The 18,138-nt window shown below is 72.1% G+C and carries 18 protein-coding genes; 6 read left to right on the forward strand and 12 right to left on the reverse strand.

All coding sequences use genetic code 11. The features are described 5' to 3' along the window. Positions 1 to 50: 50 nt before the first annotated feature. From IF655_RS13820 to IF655_RS13845, 7 genes are all read right to left on the reverse strand, one after another. Positions 51 to 1,664 carry an ABC transporter ATP-binding protein gene (locus IF655_RS13820; RefSeq protein WP_199585021.1) on the reverse strand — a complete coding sequence of 538 codons (1,614 nt, stop codon included), beginning with the start codon at positions 1,662 to 1,664 and terminating at the stop codon, positions 51 to 53. Then, positions 1,661 to 2,659, reverse strand: coding sequence for an ABC transporter permease (locus IF655_RS13825; protein ID WP_199585022.1), 999 nt, complete (start codon positions 2,657 to 2,659; stop codon positions 1,661 to 1,663). Before IF655_RS13825 ends, IF655_RS13820 begins: the two co-directional genes overlap by 4 nt. Then, on the reverse strand, positions 2,656 to 3,717 hold the full coding sequence (locus IF655_RS13830; protein WP_199585023.1) for an ABC transporter permease: 1,062 nt from the start codon (positions 3,715 to 3,717) through the stop codon (positions 2,656 to 2,658). The genes IF655_RS13825 and IF655_RS13830 overlap by 4 nt, the downstream gene beginning before the upstream one ends. A 4-nt stretch (positions 3,718 to 3,721) precedes the next feature. Further along, entirely contained in the window at positions 3,722 to 5,434 is a 1,713-nt protein-coding gene (locus IF655_RS13835; protein ID WP_199585024.1) for an ABC transporter substrate-binding protein, read from the reverse strand. Between the two features lie 184 nt (positions 5,435 to 5,618). Continuing rightward, positions 5,619 to 5,714, reverse strand: a complete 96-nt coding sequence (locus IF655_RS31795) for an Ms4533A family Cys-rich leader peptide (RefSeq protein ID WP_356095853.1) — start codon at positions 5,712 to 5,714, stop codon at positions 5,619 to 5,621. Between the two features lie 56 nt (positions 5,715 to 5,770). Next, positions 5,771 to 7,018 carry a DUF3152 domain-containing protein gene (locus IF655_RS13840; protein ID WP_242488722.1) on the reverse strand — a complete coding sequence of 416 codons (1,248 nt, stop codon included), beginning with the start codon at positions 7,016 to 7,018 and terminating at the stop codon, positions 5,771 to 5,773. 248 nt (positions 7,019 to 7,266) lie between these two features. Further along, positions 7,267 to 8,280 (reverse strand): alpha/beta fold hydrolase, encoded by a 1,014-nt coding sequence (locus tag IF655_RS13845; protein WP_199585025.1) that lies wholly within the window; start codon positions 8,278 to 8,280, stop codon positions 7,267 to 7,269. 232 nt (positions 8,281 to 8,512) lie between these two features. Between IF655_RS13845 and IF655_RS13850 the strand changes: the two genes are divergently transcribed. The 4 genes from IF655_RS13850 to IF655_RS13865 all read left to right on the forward strand — a co-directional run bounded on the left by IF655_RS13850 (position 8,513) and on the right by IF655_RS13865 (position 10,352). Continuing rightward, a complete protein-coding gene (locus IF655_RS13850; protein WP_199585026.1) occupies positions 8,513 to 8,743 on the forward strand; it encodes a hypothetical protein in 231 nt (76 codons plus the stop codon). A gap of 180 nt (positions 8,744 to 8,923) precedes the next feature. After that, a complete protein-coding gene (locus IF655_RS13855) occupies positions 8,924 to 9,565 on the forward strand; it encodes a TetR/AcrR family transcriptional regulator (RefSeq protein WP_161183683.1) in 642 nt (213 codons plus the stop codon). 131 nt (positions 9,566 to 9,696) lie between these two features. Further along, on the forward strand, positions 9,697 to 9,924 hold the full coding sequence (locus IF655_RS13860) for a DUF3107 domain-containing protein (RefSeq protein ID WP_018544356.1): 228 nt from the start codon (positions 9,697 to 9,699) through the stop codon (positions 9,922 to 9,924). 158 nt (positions 9,925 to 10,082) lie between these two features. After that, positions 10,083 to 10,352 carry a hypothetical protein gene (locus IF655_RS13865; RefSeq protein ID WP_199585027.1) on the forward strand — a complete coding sequence of 90 codons (270 nt, stop codon included), beginning with the start codon at positions 10,083 to 10,085 and terminating at the stop codon, positions 10,350 to 10,352. A 20-nt stretch (positions 10,353 to 10,372) separates the two neighbouring features. On the opposite strand, the gene IF655_RS13870 is transcribed toward IF655_RS13865, so the two are convergent. Then, on the reverse strand, positions 10,373 to 11,137 hold the full coding sequence (locus IF655_RS13870) for a ferritin-like fold-containing protein (protein WP_199585028.1): 765 nt from the start codon (positions 11,135 to 11,137) through the stop codon (positions 10,373 to 10,375). 502 nt (positions 11,138 to 11,639) lie between these two features. Here IF655_RS13870 and IF655_RS13875 point away from each other — a divergent pair. Further along, on the forward strand, positions 11,640 to 14,000 hold the full coding sequence (locus IF655_RS13875) for a DEAD/DEAH box helicase (RefSeq protein WP_242488723.1): 2,361 nt from the start codon (positions 11,640 to 11,642) through the stop codon (positions 13,998 to 14,000). 68 nt (positions 14,001 to 14,068) lie between these two features. Here the strand turns inward: IF655_RS13875 and IF655_RS13880 are convergent, their stop codons facing one another. Continuing rightward, positions 14,069 to 14,962, reverse strand: coding sequence for an NYN domain-containing protein (locus tag IF655_RS13880; RefSeq protein WP_199585029.1), 894 nt, complete (start codon positions 14,960 to 14,962; stop codon positions 14,069 to 14,071). A 232-nt stretch (positions 14,963 to 15,194) separates the two neighbouring features. Between IF655_RS13880 and IF655_RS13885 the strand changes: the two genes are divergently transcribed. Beyond that, the gene (locus tag IF655_RS13885) at positions 15,195 to 15,347 is read left to right on the forward strand and encodes a hypothetical protein (protein WP_018544351.1); all 153 of its coding nucleotides are present in this window, start codon (positions 15,195 to 15,197) and stop codon (positions 15,345 to 15,347) included. 47 nt (positions 15,348 to 15,394) lie between these two features. Here IF655_RS13885 and IF655_RS13890 read toward each other — a convergent pair whose 3' ends face one another. The 3 genes from IF655_RS13890 to IF655_RS13900 form a co-directional block, all read right to left on the reverse strand. After that, a complete protein-coding gene (locus IF655_RS13890) occupies positions 15,395 to 16,000 on the reverse strand; it encodes a MarC family protein (RefSeq protein WP_199585030.1) in 606 nt (201 codons plus the stop codon). A gap of 163 nt (positions 16,001 to 16,163) precedes the next feature. After that, a complete protein-coding gene (locus tag IF655_RS13895; protein WP_199585031.1) occupies positions 16,164 to 17,021 on the reverse strand; it encodes a PHP domain-containing protein in 858 nt (285 codons plus the stop codon). A 157-nt stretch (positions 17,022 to 17,178) separates the two neighbouring features. Further along, positions 17,179 to 17,820: a DUF6758 family protein gene (locus IF655_RS13900; RefSeq protein ID WP_199585032.1), complete on the reverse strand. Its 642-nt coding sequence runs from the start codon at positions 17,818 to 17,820 to the stop codon at positions 17,179 to 17,181. Positions 17,821 to 18,138 lie beyond the last annotated feature (318 nt).

Raw genomic sequence — 18,138 nt, forward strand, 5'->3', positions numbered from 1 at the left:
AAGACAGGGGCGAAGCGTCGGTGCTCCGGCCGTGCCCCGGCACGTCCGCGTCAGGCGGCGGGGGCGGGCTCCCGTCGCGCCGCGCGCCGCTCGGCGGCCACCTCCGGGTCCAGCGCCGGTACGGCGGCCAGGAGTTCGCGGGTGTACGGGTCACTCGGGCTGTCGTACACCTCGTCGGCCGGTCCCGCTTCGACGACCCGTCCCCGGCGCATGACCGCGACCCGGTCGCTGACCTGGCGGACCACGGCGAGGTCGTGCGCGACGAACACCAGCGCCAGACCCAGTTCGCGGCGCAACTCGTCGAGCAGTGCCACCACTTGGGCTTGCGTGGTGACGTCGAGCGCGGAGACCGGCTCGTCGCAGACGAGGACGCGCGGGTCGGCGGCGAGCGCGCGGGCGATGCCGACGCGCTGGCGCTGGCCGCCGCTGAACTCGTGCGGGTAGCGGTCGCGTTGGGAGGCGTCGAGACCGACCCGCTCCAGGAGTCCGGTCACGCGTTCGCGGATGCGCGCCTCGTCCTTCTCGCCCTTCGCGCGCAGCGGGTCGGCGATCGACTCGCCCACCGTGCGGCGGGGGTTGAGGGAGGAGGCGGGGTCCTGGAACACCATCTGCACGGACGGGTCGACCCCGGTGTGCGGGCGCCCCCGGTACGTGATCGTCCCCGCGCTCGGCTCCAGGAGTCCGACCAGCATCCGTCCGAGCGTGGTCTTGCCGCTGCCGCTCTCGCCCACGATGCCGAGGGTCTCGCCCCGGCGCAGGGTCAGCGACACGTCGTCCACGGCGGTGAACGCCCGCTTCCCGCGCCCGAATTGGCGCCGCAGCCCGCTCGCCTCCAGGACGACCTCACCGGGCTCCTCGGCGGAAGCCTCGCGACGTACGTCCAACCTCGGTACGGCGGACAGGAGTTCGCGGGTGTACGGCTCGGTCGGGGCGCGCAGCACCTCGGCGACCGGACCGCGTTCGACGGCTCTGCCGTGCCGCATCACGAGCACGTCGTCCACGCTCTCGGCGGCGACGCCCACGTCGTGCGTGACGAGGAGCAGACCCATGCCGGTCTCCTCGCGCAGGGTGTGCAGCAGGTCCAGGATCTGGGCCTGCACGGTGACGTCGAGGGCGGTGGTGGGCTCGTCCGCGATCAGCAGCTCGGGCTCGCAGGCGAGCGCCATGGCGATCAGGGCGCGCTGGCGCATACCGCCGCTGAACTCGTGCGGACGCGAGCGGGAGCGCCGCGGCGCGTCCGGGATGCCGACCCGGTCGAGGACCTCGACGGCCCGCGCGCGGGCAGCCCGCCGGGAGGCGCGGGTGTGCACCCGGTAGACCTCCGCGATCTGGTCACCGACCGCGTAGTACGGGTCGAGCGAGGACAGCGGGTCCTGGAAGACCATGGCCGCCTTCGCACCGCGCAGCCGCCGCAACTCCTCGTCGCCGGCCGCCTGTACGTCGGTCCCGGCGACCCGGACCGCGCCGGTGACCTCGGCGCCGGTACTCCGGTGCAGGCCCAACAGGGCGCCCGCGACGGTGGACTTGCCGGAGCCGGACTCGCCGACGAGGGCCAGCGCGGCCCCGGGTTCCAGGCTGAAGGAGAGTCCGTCCACGGCTCGCAGACCGCCGAAGTCGACGGCGAGGTCGGTCACTTCGACCAGGTTCGTGCGCTGACCACTCATGCGATGACCACCCGTCGGTCGGCCACGGCGTACAGGACGTCCGCGACGGCATTGGCGACGATCACGAAGAAGGCGACCACCAGGACCATGCCCACGACCACCGGCAGGTCCACCACCTTGACCGCCCGCACCAGTTCCTGTCCGATGCCGGGCAGCCCGAACAGCGTCTCGGTGAGGACCGCGCCGCCGATGCCCGAGCCGAGGTTGTTCGCGTTGAGCGCGATGACCGGGGCGAGCGCGCCGCGCAGGGCGTGCCGTCCGACGATGGCCCGCTCGCTGACGCCGTAGGCGCGGAAGGTGCGGATGTGGTCCTCGGCGAGGGTCTCCAGCATCGCCGAGCGGGTGAGCCGGGCGAAGGGCGCCGACTCGATCAGGGCGAAGGACAGCCAGGGCAGCAGCAGCCCCCACGCCCACTGCTCGGGGTCGTCGGTGAGCTTCACGTACTGCGGGAAGGGCAGCAGTTGGAGTTCGCCGCAGACGACGATCACCAGGACCAGTCCGAGCACGAAGACCGGGGTGGCCCAGCCCGCGAGGGTGAGCGCGGTCAGCACCCGCTCGGAGAACCTGCCGCGCCGCCAGGCGGAGAGCACACCGGTGCCGACGCCGATGATCAGCCACAGCACCATGGCCCCGGCGACCAGCGAGAAGCTGACCGGAAGGCGGGTCAGGATGATCGACAGCACCTGCTGGTCGGTCTGGTACGACAGACCGAGGCAGGGCGCGGAGCAGTGCTCGACCGAGGTGCCGGTGGAGTAGTCCTGGCCGACCAGGATGCCCTGGAGGAAGTGCCAGTAGCGCAGATAGAGCGGGTCGCCGAGGTGGAGCTGGGTGGCGACCTGGTGCACCTGTTCCGGGGAGCAGCGCGGACCGCAGGTGATCTGGGCGACGTTGCCGGGGGTGGCGTAGAAGACCACGTAGACGAGGACCGAGACGGCGAGCAGGGTGACGACCATGCCCGCGGCTCGGCGCAGCAGGAATCCGCCGAAGCCGTTCATCGGGTGCCCTCCTTGCTCGTACCCGCCTGCTTCGCGGAAGCCTGTGTCGCGGCAGTCTGCGTCGCGGCAGCCTTCCTCGCGCTCCTGCGCCCCGTGCCGATCCGCAGCCGGGACGCCGCGCGCGGGTCCAGCGCGGTGCGCACGCCGTCGCCGAGGACGGTGAGGGCGAGGACGGTGACGAAGAGGGCACCGGCCGGGAAGAGCAGGTACTGCGGCGCGGACTGGTACCAGATGTCTGCCGAGGTGATCATCTGTCCCCAGGAGGGCGTGGGCGGCTTCACGCCGACGCCGAGGAAGGACAGGGCCGCCTCGGTGGAGATGTTGGTGGGCACGAGCAGCGCGGCGTAGGTGATGACGGGCGCGGCGAGGCCGGGCAGCAGTTCGCGGCGGGCGACGCTGACGGCGCCCCAGCCGCTGAGCCGGGCGGCGGCGACGTAGTCGAGCCCCTTGAGTCCGAGCGCCTGCGCGCGCACGATCTTGGCGAGGTTGCCCCACGCGATCAGACCGATGACGAAGGCGACCAGGATCGGGCGCGGGAAGCTCGTGGGCACGATGGCCAGCAGCGCGAGCGCCATGATCATCAGCGGCAGGGAGACGATGATGTCCGTGACGCGGCTGAGGAGCTGGTCCACCCAGCGGTTGCCCAGGGCGGCGGCGACACCGATGGTGACGCCGATGGTGACCTGGACGACGGTGGCGGCGAGGGCGACGCCGAGCGAGACGCGGGCGCCGTAGACCATGCGCGCGAACAGGTCGCGTCCGGTCTGGGGTTCGACCCCGAACCAGTGCTCGGCGCTGATCCCGCCGAGCGGTCCGACGGGCACGCCCCCGCGCGCGGAGTCGACGAGCGAGGGGTGGTAGGTGGTCGGGTCCTGGCCCTCGAGGGCGGTGAGCAGCGGCGCGGCGAGCGCGATCAGGACGAGCAGGGCGACGACCGCCGCGGCGGCCAGGGCGGCCCGCCGGGTGCGCAGCCGTCGCCAGAACAGACGGGCCCCCGAGGCCGCCGGGACGGAAAGGTCCGTCCCGGCGGCCTCGACGGCGACAAGAGCGTCACTCACGGGGTCACTTCACCGCGACCTGGGAGATGTCGAGCACGCCGGTCCAGTCGCTGATCACGATGTTCTTGACGTCCGAGCCGTACAGGCGCTTGTAGACGGGGTGGAACAGCGGGACGGTCAGAGCCTGCTCGCCGATCTTCTTGTCGAGGGCGCCCCACCGCGCGGCGGCGGCCTTGAGGTCGGTCAGCTTGTTGATGGCGTCGATCTCGTCGTTGACCGACTTGTCGTTCAGCAGACCGGAGTTGAAGTTGGCGCCGTCCTTGACGATCTGGCGGCCGTCGAAGATCGGGGCGAGGAAGGGACCGCCGGAGGGCCAGTCGGCACCCCAGTGCGCGAGGAAGAAACCGGGCTCGGTCTTCACGCCGTGGATCTTGTCCCGGTAGTCGTTGTCCTCCAGACCCTGGAGCTTGACGGTGATGCCCGCCTTCTTCAGCGCGTCCTGGAGCGCGGTGGCGATCTCCGGGCTGGTCTCGAAGTCCTTGCTGTTGGAGTGGGTCAGGGTCACGGTGAGACCCTTCTGGTAACCCGCCTGCTTCAGCAGCTCCTTCGCCTTGGCCGGGTCGCCGGACTTGCCGGCCGGGAAGGGGTCGTACGGTGTGTAGCCGAAGGACTTCTGGTCCGGCAGGAAGGTGGTCGCGGGCTCGGCGAGGGCGGAGCCGCCGGCCGCGTTGATCACCGAGGAGCGGTCCACGGCGTAGGCGATCGCCTCGCGCACCTTCGGGTTGTCGAACGGCTTCACCTTCGGGTTGAAGGCGATGTAGTTCGTGTAGCCGAAGTGACCGGTGCCGACGCGGTCGGCCAGCTTCTTGTCGCCGCTGACGCGGGCGAGTTCGGCCGGACCGAGGTTGGTGTCGGTGGTGACGGCGGCGGCGTCCGCGCCCTGCGAGGAGGCGAGCCGCTGGTTGATGACGGAGGAGTCGAGCCCGGAGCGCACGTCGATGGTGTCCGGGTACGCCTTGCGCTCGTCGTCGCCGCTCCAGTGCGGGTTGCGCTTGAGCAGGACGCGCTCGCCGTCGTTGTCGTTGCGCACGACGCGGTACGGACCGGAGGAGACCGGGTGCTCCTCGTACTTGGTGCCCTTGTCCTTGGCCTTGGGCACCGGCGCGAACTGCGTCTGGGTGGCCAGGTAGGGGAACTCGCCCTCGGGCTTGTTGAGATGGAAGACGATGGTCCGCGCGTCGGGCGTCTCGATCGCCGCGAGACCCTTCTTGTCCTTGTACGGACCCTGGTACTTGGCGGCGCCGGTCAGCCAGTCGCGCAGGTAGGGGGCGCCGCCGGAGAGTTCGGGGGCGAAGGAGCGCTCGATGCCGTACTTGATGTCCGCCGAGGTGATCGGCGTGCCGTCCTCGTACTTCAGCCCCTTCTTCAGGGTGTACGTCCACACGGTCGCGTCCTTGCTGGGACGCCCGGTGTCGGTGGCGAGGTCGGGGACCACCTTGGCGCCCGCGGCGCCGTTCTCGCGGTTGCGCGTGGTCAGGGTGCGGAAGACCAGCGAGGGGACGTTGCCGCCGCCGGAGGTGTAGAGGCGGGCCGGGTCGAAGTCCGACTGGGGCTGGGAGTTCAGCACGGTGAGGGTGCCGCCCTTGTGCGGCGTGGAGTCGCCGCCCGCGCCCTTGGCATCGTTGTCCTTCGGACCGCAGGCGGCGGCGCCCGCTGCCACGACCAGGCCGACGGATGCCGCTGCCACGCGGCGCGCTATGAGGGACGGTTGACGCATCGGATGAGACGACCTCTCGGGGAAACCCCCGGGAATTTCCCGAAGGGTGAGACACAGGGACGAGGAATGAGACATCCGCGAACAGATGTCGGCCCCGGCGTCGATCGTCGAGAGGTCCGCGACCCAACGGGTCGCAAACAGGGAGGAAAAGGGATATCCCGACGCGAACGCCGAAGCGGCGGCGTCAGCGACAGTGGATGTCGGCCACGCAGAGCGCGGTCACGCCGATGAGCGCCAGCTCGATGGCGGCGCTACGGGGTACGGCGGGACGGGACCACATGCGCAGAAATATGAACGAACATGCGACTCATGTCAATGTGACGTAAGGGGCGCCGGTCAACTCGTCGGGTACGGCCAGGGGTTGGGCAGGCAGTGGATTCCGTCGTGGTCGAGGAACTTGGTCTGCTGCTGCATGACCGGCGCGAGCGCGCCGTCCTTCTGGCAGGTGACATGGCCGTGGCCGAGGCGGTGGCCGACCTCGTGGTTGATGAGCATCTGCCGGTAGGCGTGGATCTTCGCGTCGCCGTAGGTCACGCTGCCCTGTGCCCAGCGGTAGGCGTTGATCATCACGCGCTCGGTGGCCGCCGAGTCGCAGGAGACGTTGTCCTCCGTGGTGTCCAGACCCGACTTCGCGCACCAGAAGGCGGTGGTGCCGGGGCTGGCGAGCGTGATCACGAAGTCCGGCTTGCCCTTCGAGACGCGCTCGAAGGTGCGGGCGCCGTCGTGGGACCAACTGCGGTCGTCGTTGAGCGTCTTCTGCACGGCGTCGGCGAAGAGGGCGCCGTCGAGACCGAGCCCCTGCTCCACGTCGACGCGGTAGGTCAGCTTCTGACCGGTGCCGGGCGCCTTGGCGAAACCGGGCACGGCGTCGAACTTCCCCGAGCCCTTGAGCTTCGCGCCCAGCGGATACAGACGGCTCATCTTCTGCTCGTACGTCAGCGGGACGGCGCTCGGCGCCGCCGACGGGGCTGCCTGCGCCGCGGTCCTCGCCTCGCCGGTGCCCTCGGCGGCGGTCCTCGACTGCCCGTCCGCCCGGCCGTCGGCCACCTGCCCGGCGACGACGACCGCGAGCACGGTGGTCACCGCCGCGGCCGCGACTCCGGTGAAGGTGCGCCCCTTGGTGCCGCGCCGCTGCGCGGGCAGCTCGAACGGCTCGGCGCCCATGCCGACCGGCTCGACGGGCGCGGTGACGCGCGGCGCGTCCGCGCCGGACTCCGCCTCGAAGGCGTCCAGATAGTCCTGCCGGGGTCCGCGCCCGGACCCTCCGGCGGGCGGCGCCGCCGGGACCGGCTCCGTGCGCCGCTGCCGGGGGAACGGCCGCCGCCCGCCCGGCGCCGCATCGGCACCGTCGCGCCCGGGCGGCGTGAACACGCCCCAGCCGCCGCCCTCTTCGCGCACCTCGGGGTGACCGCCGCGCGCCTGCCCGTCCCCGAACGGCGGTCCGCTCCGCGCTGCCGGACCCTCGGACCCGCGCCCGGCGCCCCGCCGCGACGCGGCCCTGCCCAGGGGTCCAGTGCCGAAGGGCGGCGCGCCGTCCGGAGTGGGAACCGGGGTGTGCCCGGCACCCATGGGGTCGCCCCCCATGTGCCCCGCACCCATGTGTCCCGCACCCATGTGTCCGGCACCCATGTGCCCCGCGCCCTGCGGCGAGGGATCGCCCGTGCCCGGAGAGCCCGGCGTCTGCGGCGCCGCGACGTCGTTGCGTCCGTTGCGCGCGCCCGGGATCCGTCCGCCGGGACCGGCTCCCGTGTCCTCGGCCCGCTGCGTCCGCGCAGGGGCCGTCGTGTCCTTCGGGGTCGGTCCCCGGCGGCTGTGACGTCCCACGCCTGACCTCAGCTCTCCGTATCCGAACCGGCTCCACTTGCGCCGGAGTTCACTTCCGCCGCGCCCAATCCGCCTCGCTCGTCGAGGAGTTCACGGAAAGCGGTCGCGACGACCTCCGGGTATTCCATCATCGCCACGTGCCCGGCGTCCGGCAGGGACAGCAAACGGGAGTCGCGGAAGGCGCGGGCGGCCTTGGCGGCCATACGGAAGCCTACGAGCTGATCGCGCCCGCCGTAGACCAGCAGGGTGGGCGCGAGGACGCGTTCGGCCTGGCGCCACAGCCCCTGCTGGCCACCGAGCGTGTACGCGTTGACGATGCCGCGCGCGGAGCGGGTCATCGCGTCCCAGAAGTACGGCAGCCGCAGCCGTCGTTCCAGCTCCTCGACCGCGTACTGGAACGCCTCGGGCGACACGCGCGTGGGGTCGCCGTAGCAGAGCGCCATGACCCCGCGCACCCGCTGCTCGGCCGTCCACTCGCGGGTGAGCCGGTTGAAGAGCGTGGCCACGCCCGGCACGCCGAGCAGTCCGGTGGGCGCGGCGCTGCGCTGGATGCGCAGTTCGGGCAGCGCCGGGGAGACCAGGGTGAGGGTGCGCACGAGATCGGGGCGCACGGCGGCGACGCGCGTGGAGACCGCGCCGCCCAGGGAGTTGCCGAAGAGGTGGACCGGACCGCGTCCGGCGGCGTCGAGGTAGCGGATGACGGCGCGCGCGTGCCCGGTGACCGAGTAGTCGCCGTCGTCCGGCGGCGGGGAGTCGCCGAAGCCGGGCAGGTCGACCGCCTCGCCGTCCACGAGACCGTCCAACTCCGCCATGAGCTGCGACCAGTTCTGCGAGGAACCGCCGAGTCCGTGGACGTACAGCGCGGGCGGCAGCCCCTCGCGCGCGCCGGGGCGGGAGCGGACCGAGAGCGTGACGCCCGGCAGTCCGACCGACCGCATCCGCTCGCCCTCGCCGACCCGTACGGGCGCGACCCTCGGCAGGACGCTGGCGGCCGGGAGCGACGGCGACTCGGTCGAAGACATGCGGCAATGTTACGAGACGATCACACCACGCTTCATGTGTTCGCCGTCACAGCCCTCGTCCCGGCGTTCACAGGTGAGGTCCGCCGTGCGGCGGGCAGATGGCATGGCGTCCGGTCGAGGTGTCTCCTAGGCTCGTACAGCGGGAAGCCGCGTGCGGCACCACCCCGCCGCCCTCGGTGCCGCCTCGACCGACGCTCTCAGGAAGCCGACGTCCTCAGGAAGGGAGCCCGCCATGGCTTACGACCCCACCGAGCCGGACGCGATCGAGGAGCTGGAATCCCGGGGCGAGACGGTCGAGGAGATCGGCGTCGAGGAGCCCGAGAACGACGCGGCCGAGCAGCAGACCGACCTCGCGGAGGACCGCGACGCGCCCCTGACCGACGTGGACCCGGCCAAGGGCAACGAGGCCGATCTGATCGAACAGGCGCGCGTGGTCACCCTCGACGAGGACGACTACCGCTGACCTCACCGGATCCTTACCGGACCGCCTCCACGCCCCTACCGGCGCGCACGGCCGTGCTCCGCGCCTTCCGCCCGCCGTCCGGTACGTGAAATTCTGCGCTCGCACCGCGCACACCACGATTACCGAAAAGTACGATGGCCGCGCGGCCCGTACCGCATGAGGACGACCTTGGGAGGCGGCGTGACAGCCATCGAGCAAACAGAGGCGGCACGCCCGCGCGGCACCCGTCTGCCGCGCCGCGCCCGGCGGAACCAGCTCCTGGGCGCCGCCCAGGAGGTGTTCGTGGCGCAGGGCTATCACGCGGCGGCGATGGACGACATCGCCGAGCGCGCCGGAGTCAGCAAGCCGGTGCTGTACCAGCACTTCCCCGGCAAGCTCGACCTGTACCTCGCGCTGCTCGACCAGCACTGCGAGGCACTGATCCACGCCGTGCGCACCGCGCTGGCCTCGACCACGGACAACAAGCAGCGCGTCCGCGCGACCATGGACGCCTACTTCGCCTACATCGAGGACGACGGCGGCGCCTTCCGCCTGGTCTTCGAGTCGGACCTGACGAACGAGCCCGCCGTGCGCGAGCGCGTCGACAAGGTCACCACCGAGTGCGCCGAGGCGATCTGCGAGGTCATCGCCGAGGACACCGGTCTCTCGCGCGCGGAGTCCATGCTGCTCGCCTCCGGGCTCGGCGGACTCGCCCAGGTCGTCGCGCGCTCCTGGCTGCACAGCGACCGCAGCGTGCCGCGCGACCAGGCGGTGCAGTTGCTGGCGTCGCTGGCGTGGCGGGGCATCGCGGGCTTCCCGCTGCACGGCACCGACCACCACTGAGACGGCTCCGCCGCGCCCTGTTCGCTGATGGCGTGCGGGCGCGCGGCGTACTCGTCCCCTCACCGGGCTAATGTGTGCAGCGTACGGCGCGGCAGATCGCGCACATCACTGACCGTCGGAGGGACATAGCCGTGGAGGTCAAGATCGGCGTGCAGCACGCGCCCCGCGAGATCGTTCTGGAGAGCGGTCAGAGCGTGGACGAGGTCGAGCGCCTGGTGGCCGAGGCGCTGGCCGGCAAGTCGCCGCTGCTGAGCCTCGTGGACGAGCGCGGCCGCAAGGTCCTGGTCCCGGCGGACCGCCTCGCGTACGTGGAGATCGGCGAGCCGACCGTCCGCAAGGTGGGCTTCGGCACGCTGTAGGACTCGCGTCGACGAGAAGGGCCCGGTGGCACCCGCCACCGGGCCCTTCGTCGTACGAACCCCCCACAACCGGTGCACAGGGGTGATTGAAATCCGCAGGTCACGGGTAAGACGGGCTACGACCTCAAGAGCACGCCCGACCGTGGAGGTACCTCGCGATGATCCTGGAAGTGCTCGTATCGGCCGCGCTCGGGGCGGGGCTGGCCTGGGCGGCGGCGCGCCGTCTGCCGCACCGGCTGCCCTCACGCGCACTGGTGTTCGCGACGGGTCTCGCGGGAGCCCTCTTCGGTGACTTCGTCACGCACAGCGCGCTCGGCGCGGCGCCCGTTGTGGTGACCCTGCTCGGCGCGGCGGTCGTCTCGGCCGCCTCGCTGTCGCTGCTGTTGCGCCCGGCCGGGCGGTTGCGTCGACGGTCCGCGCCGGCGTAGCCGCCCGTAGGGAAAGAGCGTCAGGCGGCGAGCCCGAGCGCGGCCATCCGCTTGGTGTGCGCCTCGGTGATCCGGGTGAACATCCGGCCGACCTCCGCGAGGTCGAAGCCGTCGGCCACGCCGCCGACCAGCATGGTCGAGAGCGCGTCGCGGTCCGCGACCACCCGCTGCGACTGGGACAGCGCCTCGCCCATCAGCCGCCGCGCCCACAGCGCGAGCCGTCCGCCCACGCGCGGGTCGGCGTCGATGGCGGCGCGCACCTTCTCCACGGCGAAGCCCGCGTGCCCGGTGTCGTCGAGGACGGCGAGGACCAGTTCACGGGTGTCGGAGTCGAGGCGGGCGGCGACCTCGCGGTAGAAGTCGCTCGCGATCGAGTCACCGACGTACGCCTTGACCAGACCCTCCAGCCAGTCCGAGGGCGCGGTCTGCCGGTGGAAGCCGTCCAGGGCGGCGACGAAGGGTTCCATCGCCGCCGTCGGCTCCTGGCCGATCTCGGTCAGCCGGTTCCGCAGCCGCTCGAAGTGGTGGAACTCGGCCGAGGCCATCTTCGCCAGCTCCGCCTTGTCCGCGAGGGTCGGCGCCAGCTTGGCGTCCTCCGCGAGACGTTCGAACGCCGCCAGCTCGCCGTAGGCCAGCGCGCCGAGCAGGTCCACGACCGCCGCGCGGTACTGCGGGTCCGCCGCGGCCGACGCCCAGTCCTTGGCCGCGACACCGGTGGGACCAGCGGTTCCGGCGGGTTCGACGGGAGCCGGGGCCGCGTTCTCAGGCTTGTCAGAGCTAGTCATGACGCGCACAATAGCCCGCTTGTCCTGCGTCTCCACCCCCCGGCAGAGCGGTGTGACGACGACTACGTGACCAAATCGGCCATCGCGAGTGCGGCAATCCGGGGTATGGTGGTAATGCGCCTGCTGGAGCGCGCTGACGTGTTCGGCGTGTCCTGCCAGGCCGCACGCATGAGGATGCCCGGTCGGTGGCCCGATCGGCTCCGACCCGACAGCTCTCCGTGGCCGTACGACCGTGTACGTACGACGACCGGAGGGAACCCTCAGCGGTACGAGCGCTAGAGCGTCGGCAGAGGTCCCCGTGTCATACGGCTCGCCCCAGTGGTGGGCGCGTACGGCGGCCGACGTCCCCGGCACGGTCGACTTGACCCCCGCGCTCGCCTCGCGCCGCGCACACAGAAGAGGCATAACCCTGACTACGACGTTCCGAGATCTCGGAATTCTCCCCGAGACCGCCGAAGCCCTTGAGGCCGTCGGCATCATCAACCCCTTTCCCATCCAGGAGATGACCCTCCCCGTCGCCCTCTCGGGCACGGATGTCATCGGCCAGGCCAAGACCGGTACGGGCAAGACTCTCGGCTTCGGCCTCCCGCTCCTCGAGCGCGTGATCGTCCCCGCCGACGTCGAGGCCGGCCGCGCCGCCCCCGAGGCACTGACCGGCGCGCCGCAGGCGCTCATCGTCGTGCCCACGCGCGAGCTGTGCACCCAGGTCACCAACGACCTGCTGACCGCCGGCAAGGTGCGCAACGTGCGCGTCCTCGCCATCTACGGCGGCCGTGCCTACGAGCCGCAGGTCGAGGCGCTGAACAAGGGCGTCGACGTGGTCGTCGGCACCCCCGGTCGGCTGCTGGACCTCGCGGGCCAGAAGAAGCTGGACCTCTCGCACGTGAAGTGCCTGGTCCTCGACGAGGCCGACGAGATGCTCGACCTGGGCTTCCTGCCCGACGTCGAGAAGATCATCAACCTGCTTCCGGCCACGCGCCAGACCATGCTGTTCTCGGCCACCATGCCGGGCGCGGTCATCGGTCTCGCCCGCCGCTACATGTCCCGCCCCACGCACATCCGCGCCACCGCGCCGGACGACGAGGGCGTCACGGTCGCGAACATCAAGCAGTTCGTCTACCGCGGTCACTCCATGGACAAGCCGGAGATGGTCGCGCGCATACTGCAGGCCGACGGCCGCGGTCTGGCGATGATCTTCTGCCGTACCAAGCGCACCGCCGCCGACATCGCCGAGCAGCTCCAGCGCCGGGGCTTCGCCTCGGGCGCGGTCCACGGCGACCTCGGCCAGGGTGCCCGCGAGCAGGCGCTGCGCGCCTTCCGCAACGGCAAGGTGGACGTGCTGGTCTGCACCGACGTGGCCGCGCGCGGCATCGACGTCGAGGGCGTCACGCACGTCATCAACTACCAGTCCCCCGAGGACGAGAAGACGTACCTGCACCGCGTCGGCCGCACCGGTCGCGCGGGCGCCAAGGGCACGGCGATCACGTTCGTCGACTGGGACGACATCCCGCGCTGGCAGCTCATCAACAAGGCGCTGCAGCTCGACTTCAACGACCCGGTGGAGACGTACTCGACGTCCCCGCACCTGTTCTCCGACCTCGGCATCCCCGAGGGCACGAAGGGCACCCTGCCGCGCTCGGAGCGCACCCGCGCCGGGCTCGACGCGGAGGTCCTGGAGGACCTGGGCGAGCCCGGTGGGCGCGCGCCGCGTGGCCGGGGCGGTCGGGGCGACCGTGATGAGCGCGGTGGTCGTGGTGGCCGTGGCCGTGACGAGCGCGGTGGCCGCGGTGAGTCCGCCGCCGCCGAGCAGGAGCGTCCGGCGCGCACCCCGCGCCGCCGCCGCCGTACGCGCAACGGTGCTCCGCTGGAGTCCGGCGCCGCCGCTCCGGTCGTCGAGACCGCCGCCACCGAGGAGGCGACGGCGACCCGTACGCCGCGCCGCCGTCGCCGCACGCGCAACGGCGCGTCGGGCGGGGGCGAGCAGCCGGTGACGACCGCCGCCGAGACCGCCGTGCAGACGGCGGAGGGTCCGGCTGTCGTGGACACCGCCGTGGAGACCCCGGAGCAGCCGCGCCGCCGCCGTACGCGCAAGCAGGCGGAGACCGTGGAGGCGCCGGTCGCGGTGACCGAGGCGCCCGCCGTCGAGGCTCCCGTGGCCGAGCCGGTCGCGGAGACCAAGCCGCGCCGCCGCACCCGCAAGACCGCCGAGGCGGTCGTGGACGCGGTGGAGACGCCGGTCGAGGCGCCGGTCGCCGAGGCTCCGAAGCGCCGGACCCGCAAGGCAGCCGCCGCCCCGGAGGCCGTCGAGGTCACCGAGACCGCGGCTCCCAAGCGCCGTACGCGCAAGGCAGCCGAGGCCGTCGTCGACACCGTCGAGGGCGCCGAGGCGGAGACCAAGCCGCGCCGCCGCACCCGCAAGACCGCCGAGGCGGTCGTGGACACGGCGGAGACGCCGGTCGAGGCGCCGGTGACCGAGGCGCCCAAGCGCCGGACCCGCAAGACGGCAGCCGCCGTGGAGGCCACCGACGCCCCCGAGGCGGAGGCTCCCAAGCGCCGGACCCGCAAGACCGCCGCCACGGCGCCCGCCGAGACCGCCGAGGTGGTCGCGGAGGCTCCGAAGCGCCGTACGCGCAAGGCTGCCGCCATCGCTCCTGAGGCGGGTGACGTCGCGGAGGTCAAGCCGCGTCGTACCCGCAAGGCGACCGCCGCGGCGGTCGACGGGGACGAGGCGCCCGCGCCCAAGGCGCGCCGCACCCGGAAGGCCGTGGCCGAGGCCGCGGAGATCCCGGCGCAGGCCACCGAGGAGCCGGAGGCCAAGCCGCGCCGCCGCACCCGCAAGGCGACGACGGCCACCGAGGTCTGATCCTCACCGCGATACGCCGACGGCCCGGTCCCTTTTCCTGGGGGCCGGGCCGTCGGCGTATCGGCGGGTCAGTACTGCGTCTGCAGGTGCTCCCAGAAGCCGTCCCGCAGCGCCCGGCGCAGATCCGCCTGGCCGCGCAGGGAGTACTGGAGCAGGTTCTCCGCCTCGACCAGCAGATCCTGGTCGACGGAACCGGGCAGATAGGGGTGGCCGGGGAGGAGTTCGCCGAGGGCGTCGCGCCCCCGGGAGGCGAGCCACTTGGCCGCGATCTGGGCGCCGACGAAGCGCACGTCCTCCCGGGTGGGCCGGTTCCCGGTCGCCTCGTACGCGGCGGCGGTACGGCGCGAGACGTACGGCTTGCAGAACTCCAGGTCGAAGGTGCGCTGGCTGTCGACCTCCCACAGCAGCGGCTCGGCCTGGTTGCGGCCCTCGGGCGCCTCGATGCCCCACAGATGGACGCGGGCGCCGTACCCCTGCGCCGCCTCGACCGCCGAGACCAGGTCCTCGTCGCCGCCGAGCAGCGCCGCGTCGCTGATGGCGCGGTGCCGGGCGAGGGACTCCAGGTCGGTGCGGATGAGGGAGTCGACGCCCTTCTGCTGGTTGTGCGCGTTGAGGTTGCCGAGGCGCACCTTGACGTCGGGCAGCTCCGCGATGGTCTGCTGCTCGGCGGTGTGGATGCGGCGGCGGGCGCCGTCGTACCAGTAGACGCGCAGCAGACGGCTGTCGGCGAAGATCGAGCGGGCCTTGTCGATGAGCGCGTCGATCAGCCCCTCGGCGTCGAGGTCGAAGGCGCGCCGGTCCTCCGTACCGGCCACGAGCCGGCCCGCGGCGGCGTAGAGATAGCCCGCGTCCACGAAGATCGCGTGGGTGGAGGGGGTCTTCGCCACCTCGGCGAGCATCCGCTGGAGCAGCTCGTTGGTGTGGTCGATGCGGGCGCCCAGGTCCGCCAGGTCGTCGTTCATCACGTCCATTGTCCCGGCCGTCACGCTGCGAACACAACCGGTCCCGGTCAGTCCACCCAAGGGCTTCTCCGGACGCGCTCCCTACCGGCGGGTAGTTAGTCGTTCGAAAAATTTCTTTAGCGTAGGGAATGTTTGTAACACGCAGTCCGTTGTCTAGGTATGCAACACCGCGACATCACTCGTCGCACCCAGTAGTTCTCCGCAGGAGGATGACCAGACGAAGGGAGAAGCCATGCGCTTCGAAATCATGCGACTCGACGAGGTGGACGGCACGACCGTGGACACCACCGTCGTGGACGCCGCCTCCGTCAATCGGATCGTGCAGCAGGCAGCCGCCATCGGGCAGCGCCTGTGGATCCGCCCGGCCGACACCACGGCCTCGTAGGGCGTACGCACGACACTCAAGCCTTCCGGGGGAGCCGAGGCTCCGTCTCAGCTCCCCCGGATCACCTGAGTGACACCGTTGATGATCTGCTGCACGGCGATCGCGGCGAGCATCATGCCCGCGAGCCGCGTCACGAGGACCACGCCCCCGTCCTTGATGACCTTGATGATGTGCAGCGAATACCGCATCACCAGCCACAGCACGACATGGATGGCGAGGATCGCCGCCCAGACCGAGACCTGTGTGGCGACACTGTCCGCCTTCTGCACGGCCAGGATCACGGACACGATGGCTCCGGGCCCGGCGAGCAGCGGCATCCCCAGGGGCACCAGTGCGACGTTGACGTCCTTGGTCTGCTGGGGCTCGTCGGTCTTGCCGGTGAGCAGGTCGAGCGCGATGAGCAGGAGCAGCAGACCGCCCGCGATCATCAGCGCCGGGACCGAGACATGCAGATAGTCGAGGATCTGGTGGCCAAGCAGGCCGAAGACCGCGATGACCCCGCCCGCCACGCAGACGGCCTGGAATGCCATCCGCTTCTGCGTCTTGGCCGGGCGTCCGGCGGTCAGGGCGAGGAAGATCGGGGTGATCCCCGGGGGGTCCATGATCACGAAGAGGGTCAGGAACAGGGAGCCGAAGACGGCGAGGTCGAACATGGTGTGCCTTGTGTGCCTTGCATGACGAGCCACCACCGCACGCGCACGTCCGTGACCTGGCCGTGGAAGACCGGGCCACGGCAGCGCGCGCGGTGGACGTGCGGAGTTGCCGGGGGAAATGAGGGGGAAAGCAGGGGGAGGGAAGGGCGCGGGCGCCCGGGGGTCAGATCCCGCCGGTCCCCGGGACGGGGAACGCGCCGGTGGCGCGGCGGATGATCTCCCCGTAGACCTCGGGGTCCGTGGTGTTCGCGCCGAGCGCGACGGTCTTGCGGCTGCCGTGGTAGTCCGAGGAGCCCGTGACCAGCAGCCCCAGGTCGCCCGCGAGGTCCCGCAGCCGGGTCCGGGTCGCGGGATCGTGGTCCATGTGGTCGACCTCGATGCCGTCCAGTCCCGCCTCGGCGAGCTTGGCGATCGTGGTCTCCGGGACCGTGCGTCCGCGCTTCACGGCGGCCGGGTGCGCGAAGACGGTGACCCCGCCCGCGTCCTTGACCAGCCGGATCGCCTCGAACGGGTCCGTCTCGTGCTTGGGCACGTACGCCCGCCCGCCGTCGGCCAGCCACTCGGGCGTGAACGCGTCGCTCACCGTGGGGACGACACCCAGCTCGACCAGCGCGGAGGCGATGTGCGGGCGCCCCACCGAGCCTCCGGCGGCGATCCGCTCGACCTGCTCCCAGGTGACCGGCACGCCCAGCGTGTTCAGTTCGCCGATCATCGCCTGGGCGCGCGGCACCCGGTCGTCGCGGACCAGCTCGCGCTCGGCGAGCAGGGCGGGCTCCTCGGGGTCGAAGAGGTAGGCGAGGAGATGCATCGAGACGCCGTCGGTACGGCAGGACAGCTCGGCGCCGGGGACGAGGGTGAGCCCCTCGGGCAGCGCGGCGCTCGCCTCGGCGTGACCGCGGGTGGTGTCGTGGTCGGTCAGCGCGACCACGTCGAGCCCCGCGCGGGCGGCGTTGCGCACCAGCTCGGCGGGGGTGTCTGTGCCGTCGGAAGCCGTGGAGTGGCAGTGCAGGTCGATGCGCACGGCGACTCCAGACGAGGACGGGGGCGGAGGGAACACCTAAGGATAGCCGCGCGCACCCGATGCCCTGTCACACCCGCACCTGCCCGGCGCCCCCTACAGCGTGCGGGGACCACATGGGCCCGCAGCACATGTGGCGCCGCCCCGTACGGGGTCTCCCTCAGGGGCGCATCAGCCGGGGCGACAGCGCCCCGCACGGCACCAGGTCGATCTCCGCGCCCGCGTCCCTGAGGTCGGTCAGCACCAGCTCCTCGTACATCAGCAGGCTCGACTGCTCGGGCCACATCACCGCCCACAGCCACATCCCGAGCGCCTCGCCCGCGAAGGCGGCGCGGTCGGTGGGGGTGCCGGAGACGTGCCAGAGCGGGGTCGGGCGTCCGGCCGCGAGGACCTTGGTCTGCGGCGGCTTCTCCACGTTCAGGTACGCGCCGGGATCGGGACCGTCCAGACCCGCGTACCGCGCGCCGAGTCCGACGCCCATCTCCTCCGCGACGAGGATCAGCTCGCCGGGTCCGCCGAGCGGTCCGGGACCGGAGCAGGCGACGGCGCTGGCACGACCGCCGCTGCGGTCGTCACCGGCGTGGGCGATGCCGGTGAACAGCCAGCCGACCGGCAGTGGCCACGGCATCCACACCGGGACACGCGTGCGCTGGACGACGGCGGTGAGCGCCTCGACACTGGGCGGGATCACGGGCTGGAGCGGCTGCACCGACCCGTGCGCGGCACACTGCCACGAGTCGGCGAACAGACCGGGAGCCCTGACCCGGCCACCGCACCTCGGGCAACTGGGTTCGCCCCTCATAGAGCCCCACGGTCCTACCCGCACCGGCCCACGTCAAGGACGATCACCCGTCCGGCGGCGACCCGCCGTCACGGGGGCGCCGGTATGCGGCGCAGCCGGAGCCGGAGAGCGGGAGCGGGGAAACCCGGCACTGGGAAACCGCCCCGGGAGCCCGGCACCGTCCGGCGGCGGACCGCCACCGCGGGGGCGCCGGGGGCGCCGGAGCGCGGCGCAGCCGGAACCGGACAGCGGGAGCGGGGAAACCCGGCACTGGGAAACCGCCCCGGGAGCCCGACACCGTCCGACGGCGGACCGCCACCGCGCGGGCACCGGAGCGCG

Origin of the sequence: Streptomyces sp. DSM 110735 (assembly GCF_016482685.1) — a bacterium.
GTDB lineage: Bacteria > Actinomycetota > Actinomycetes > Streptomycetales > Streptomycetaceae > Streptomyces.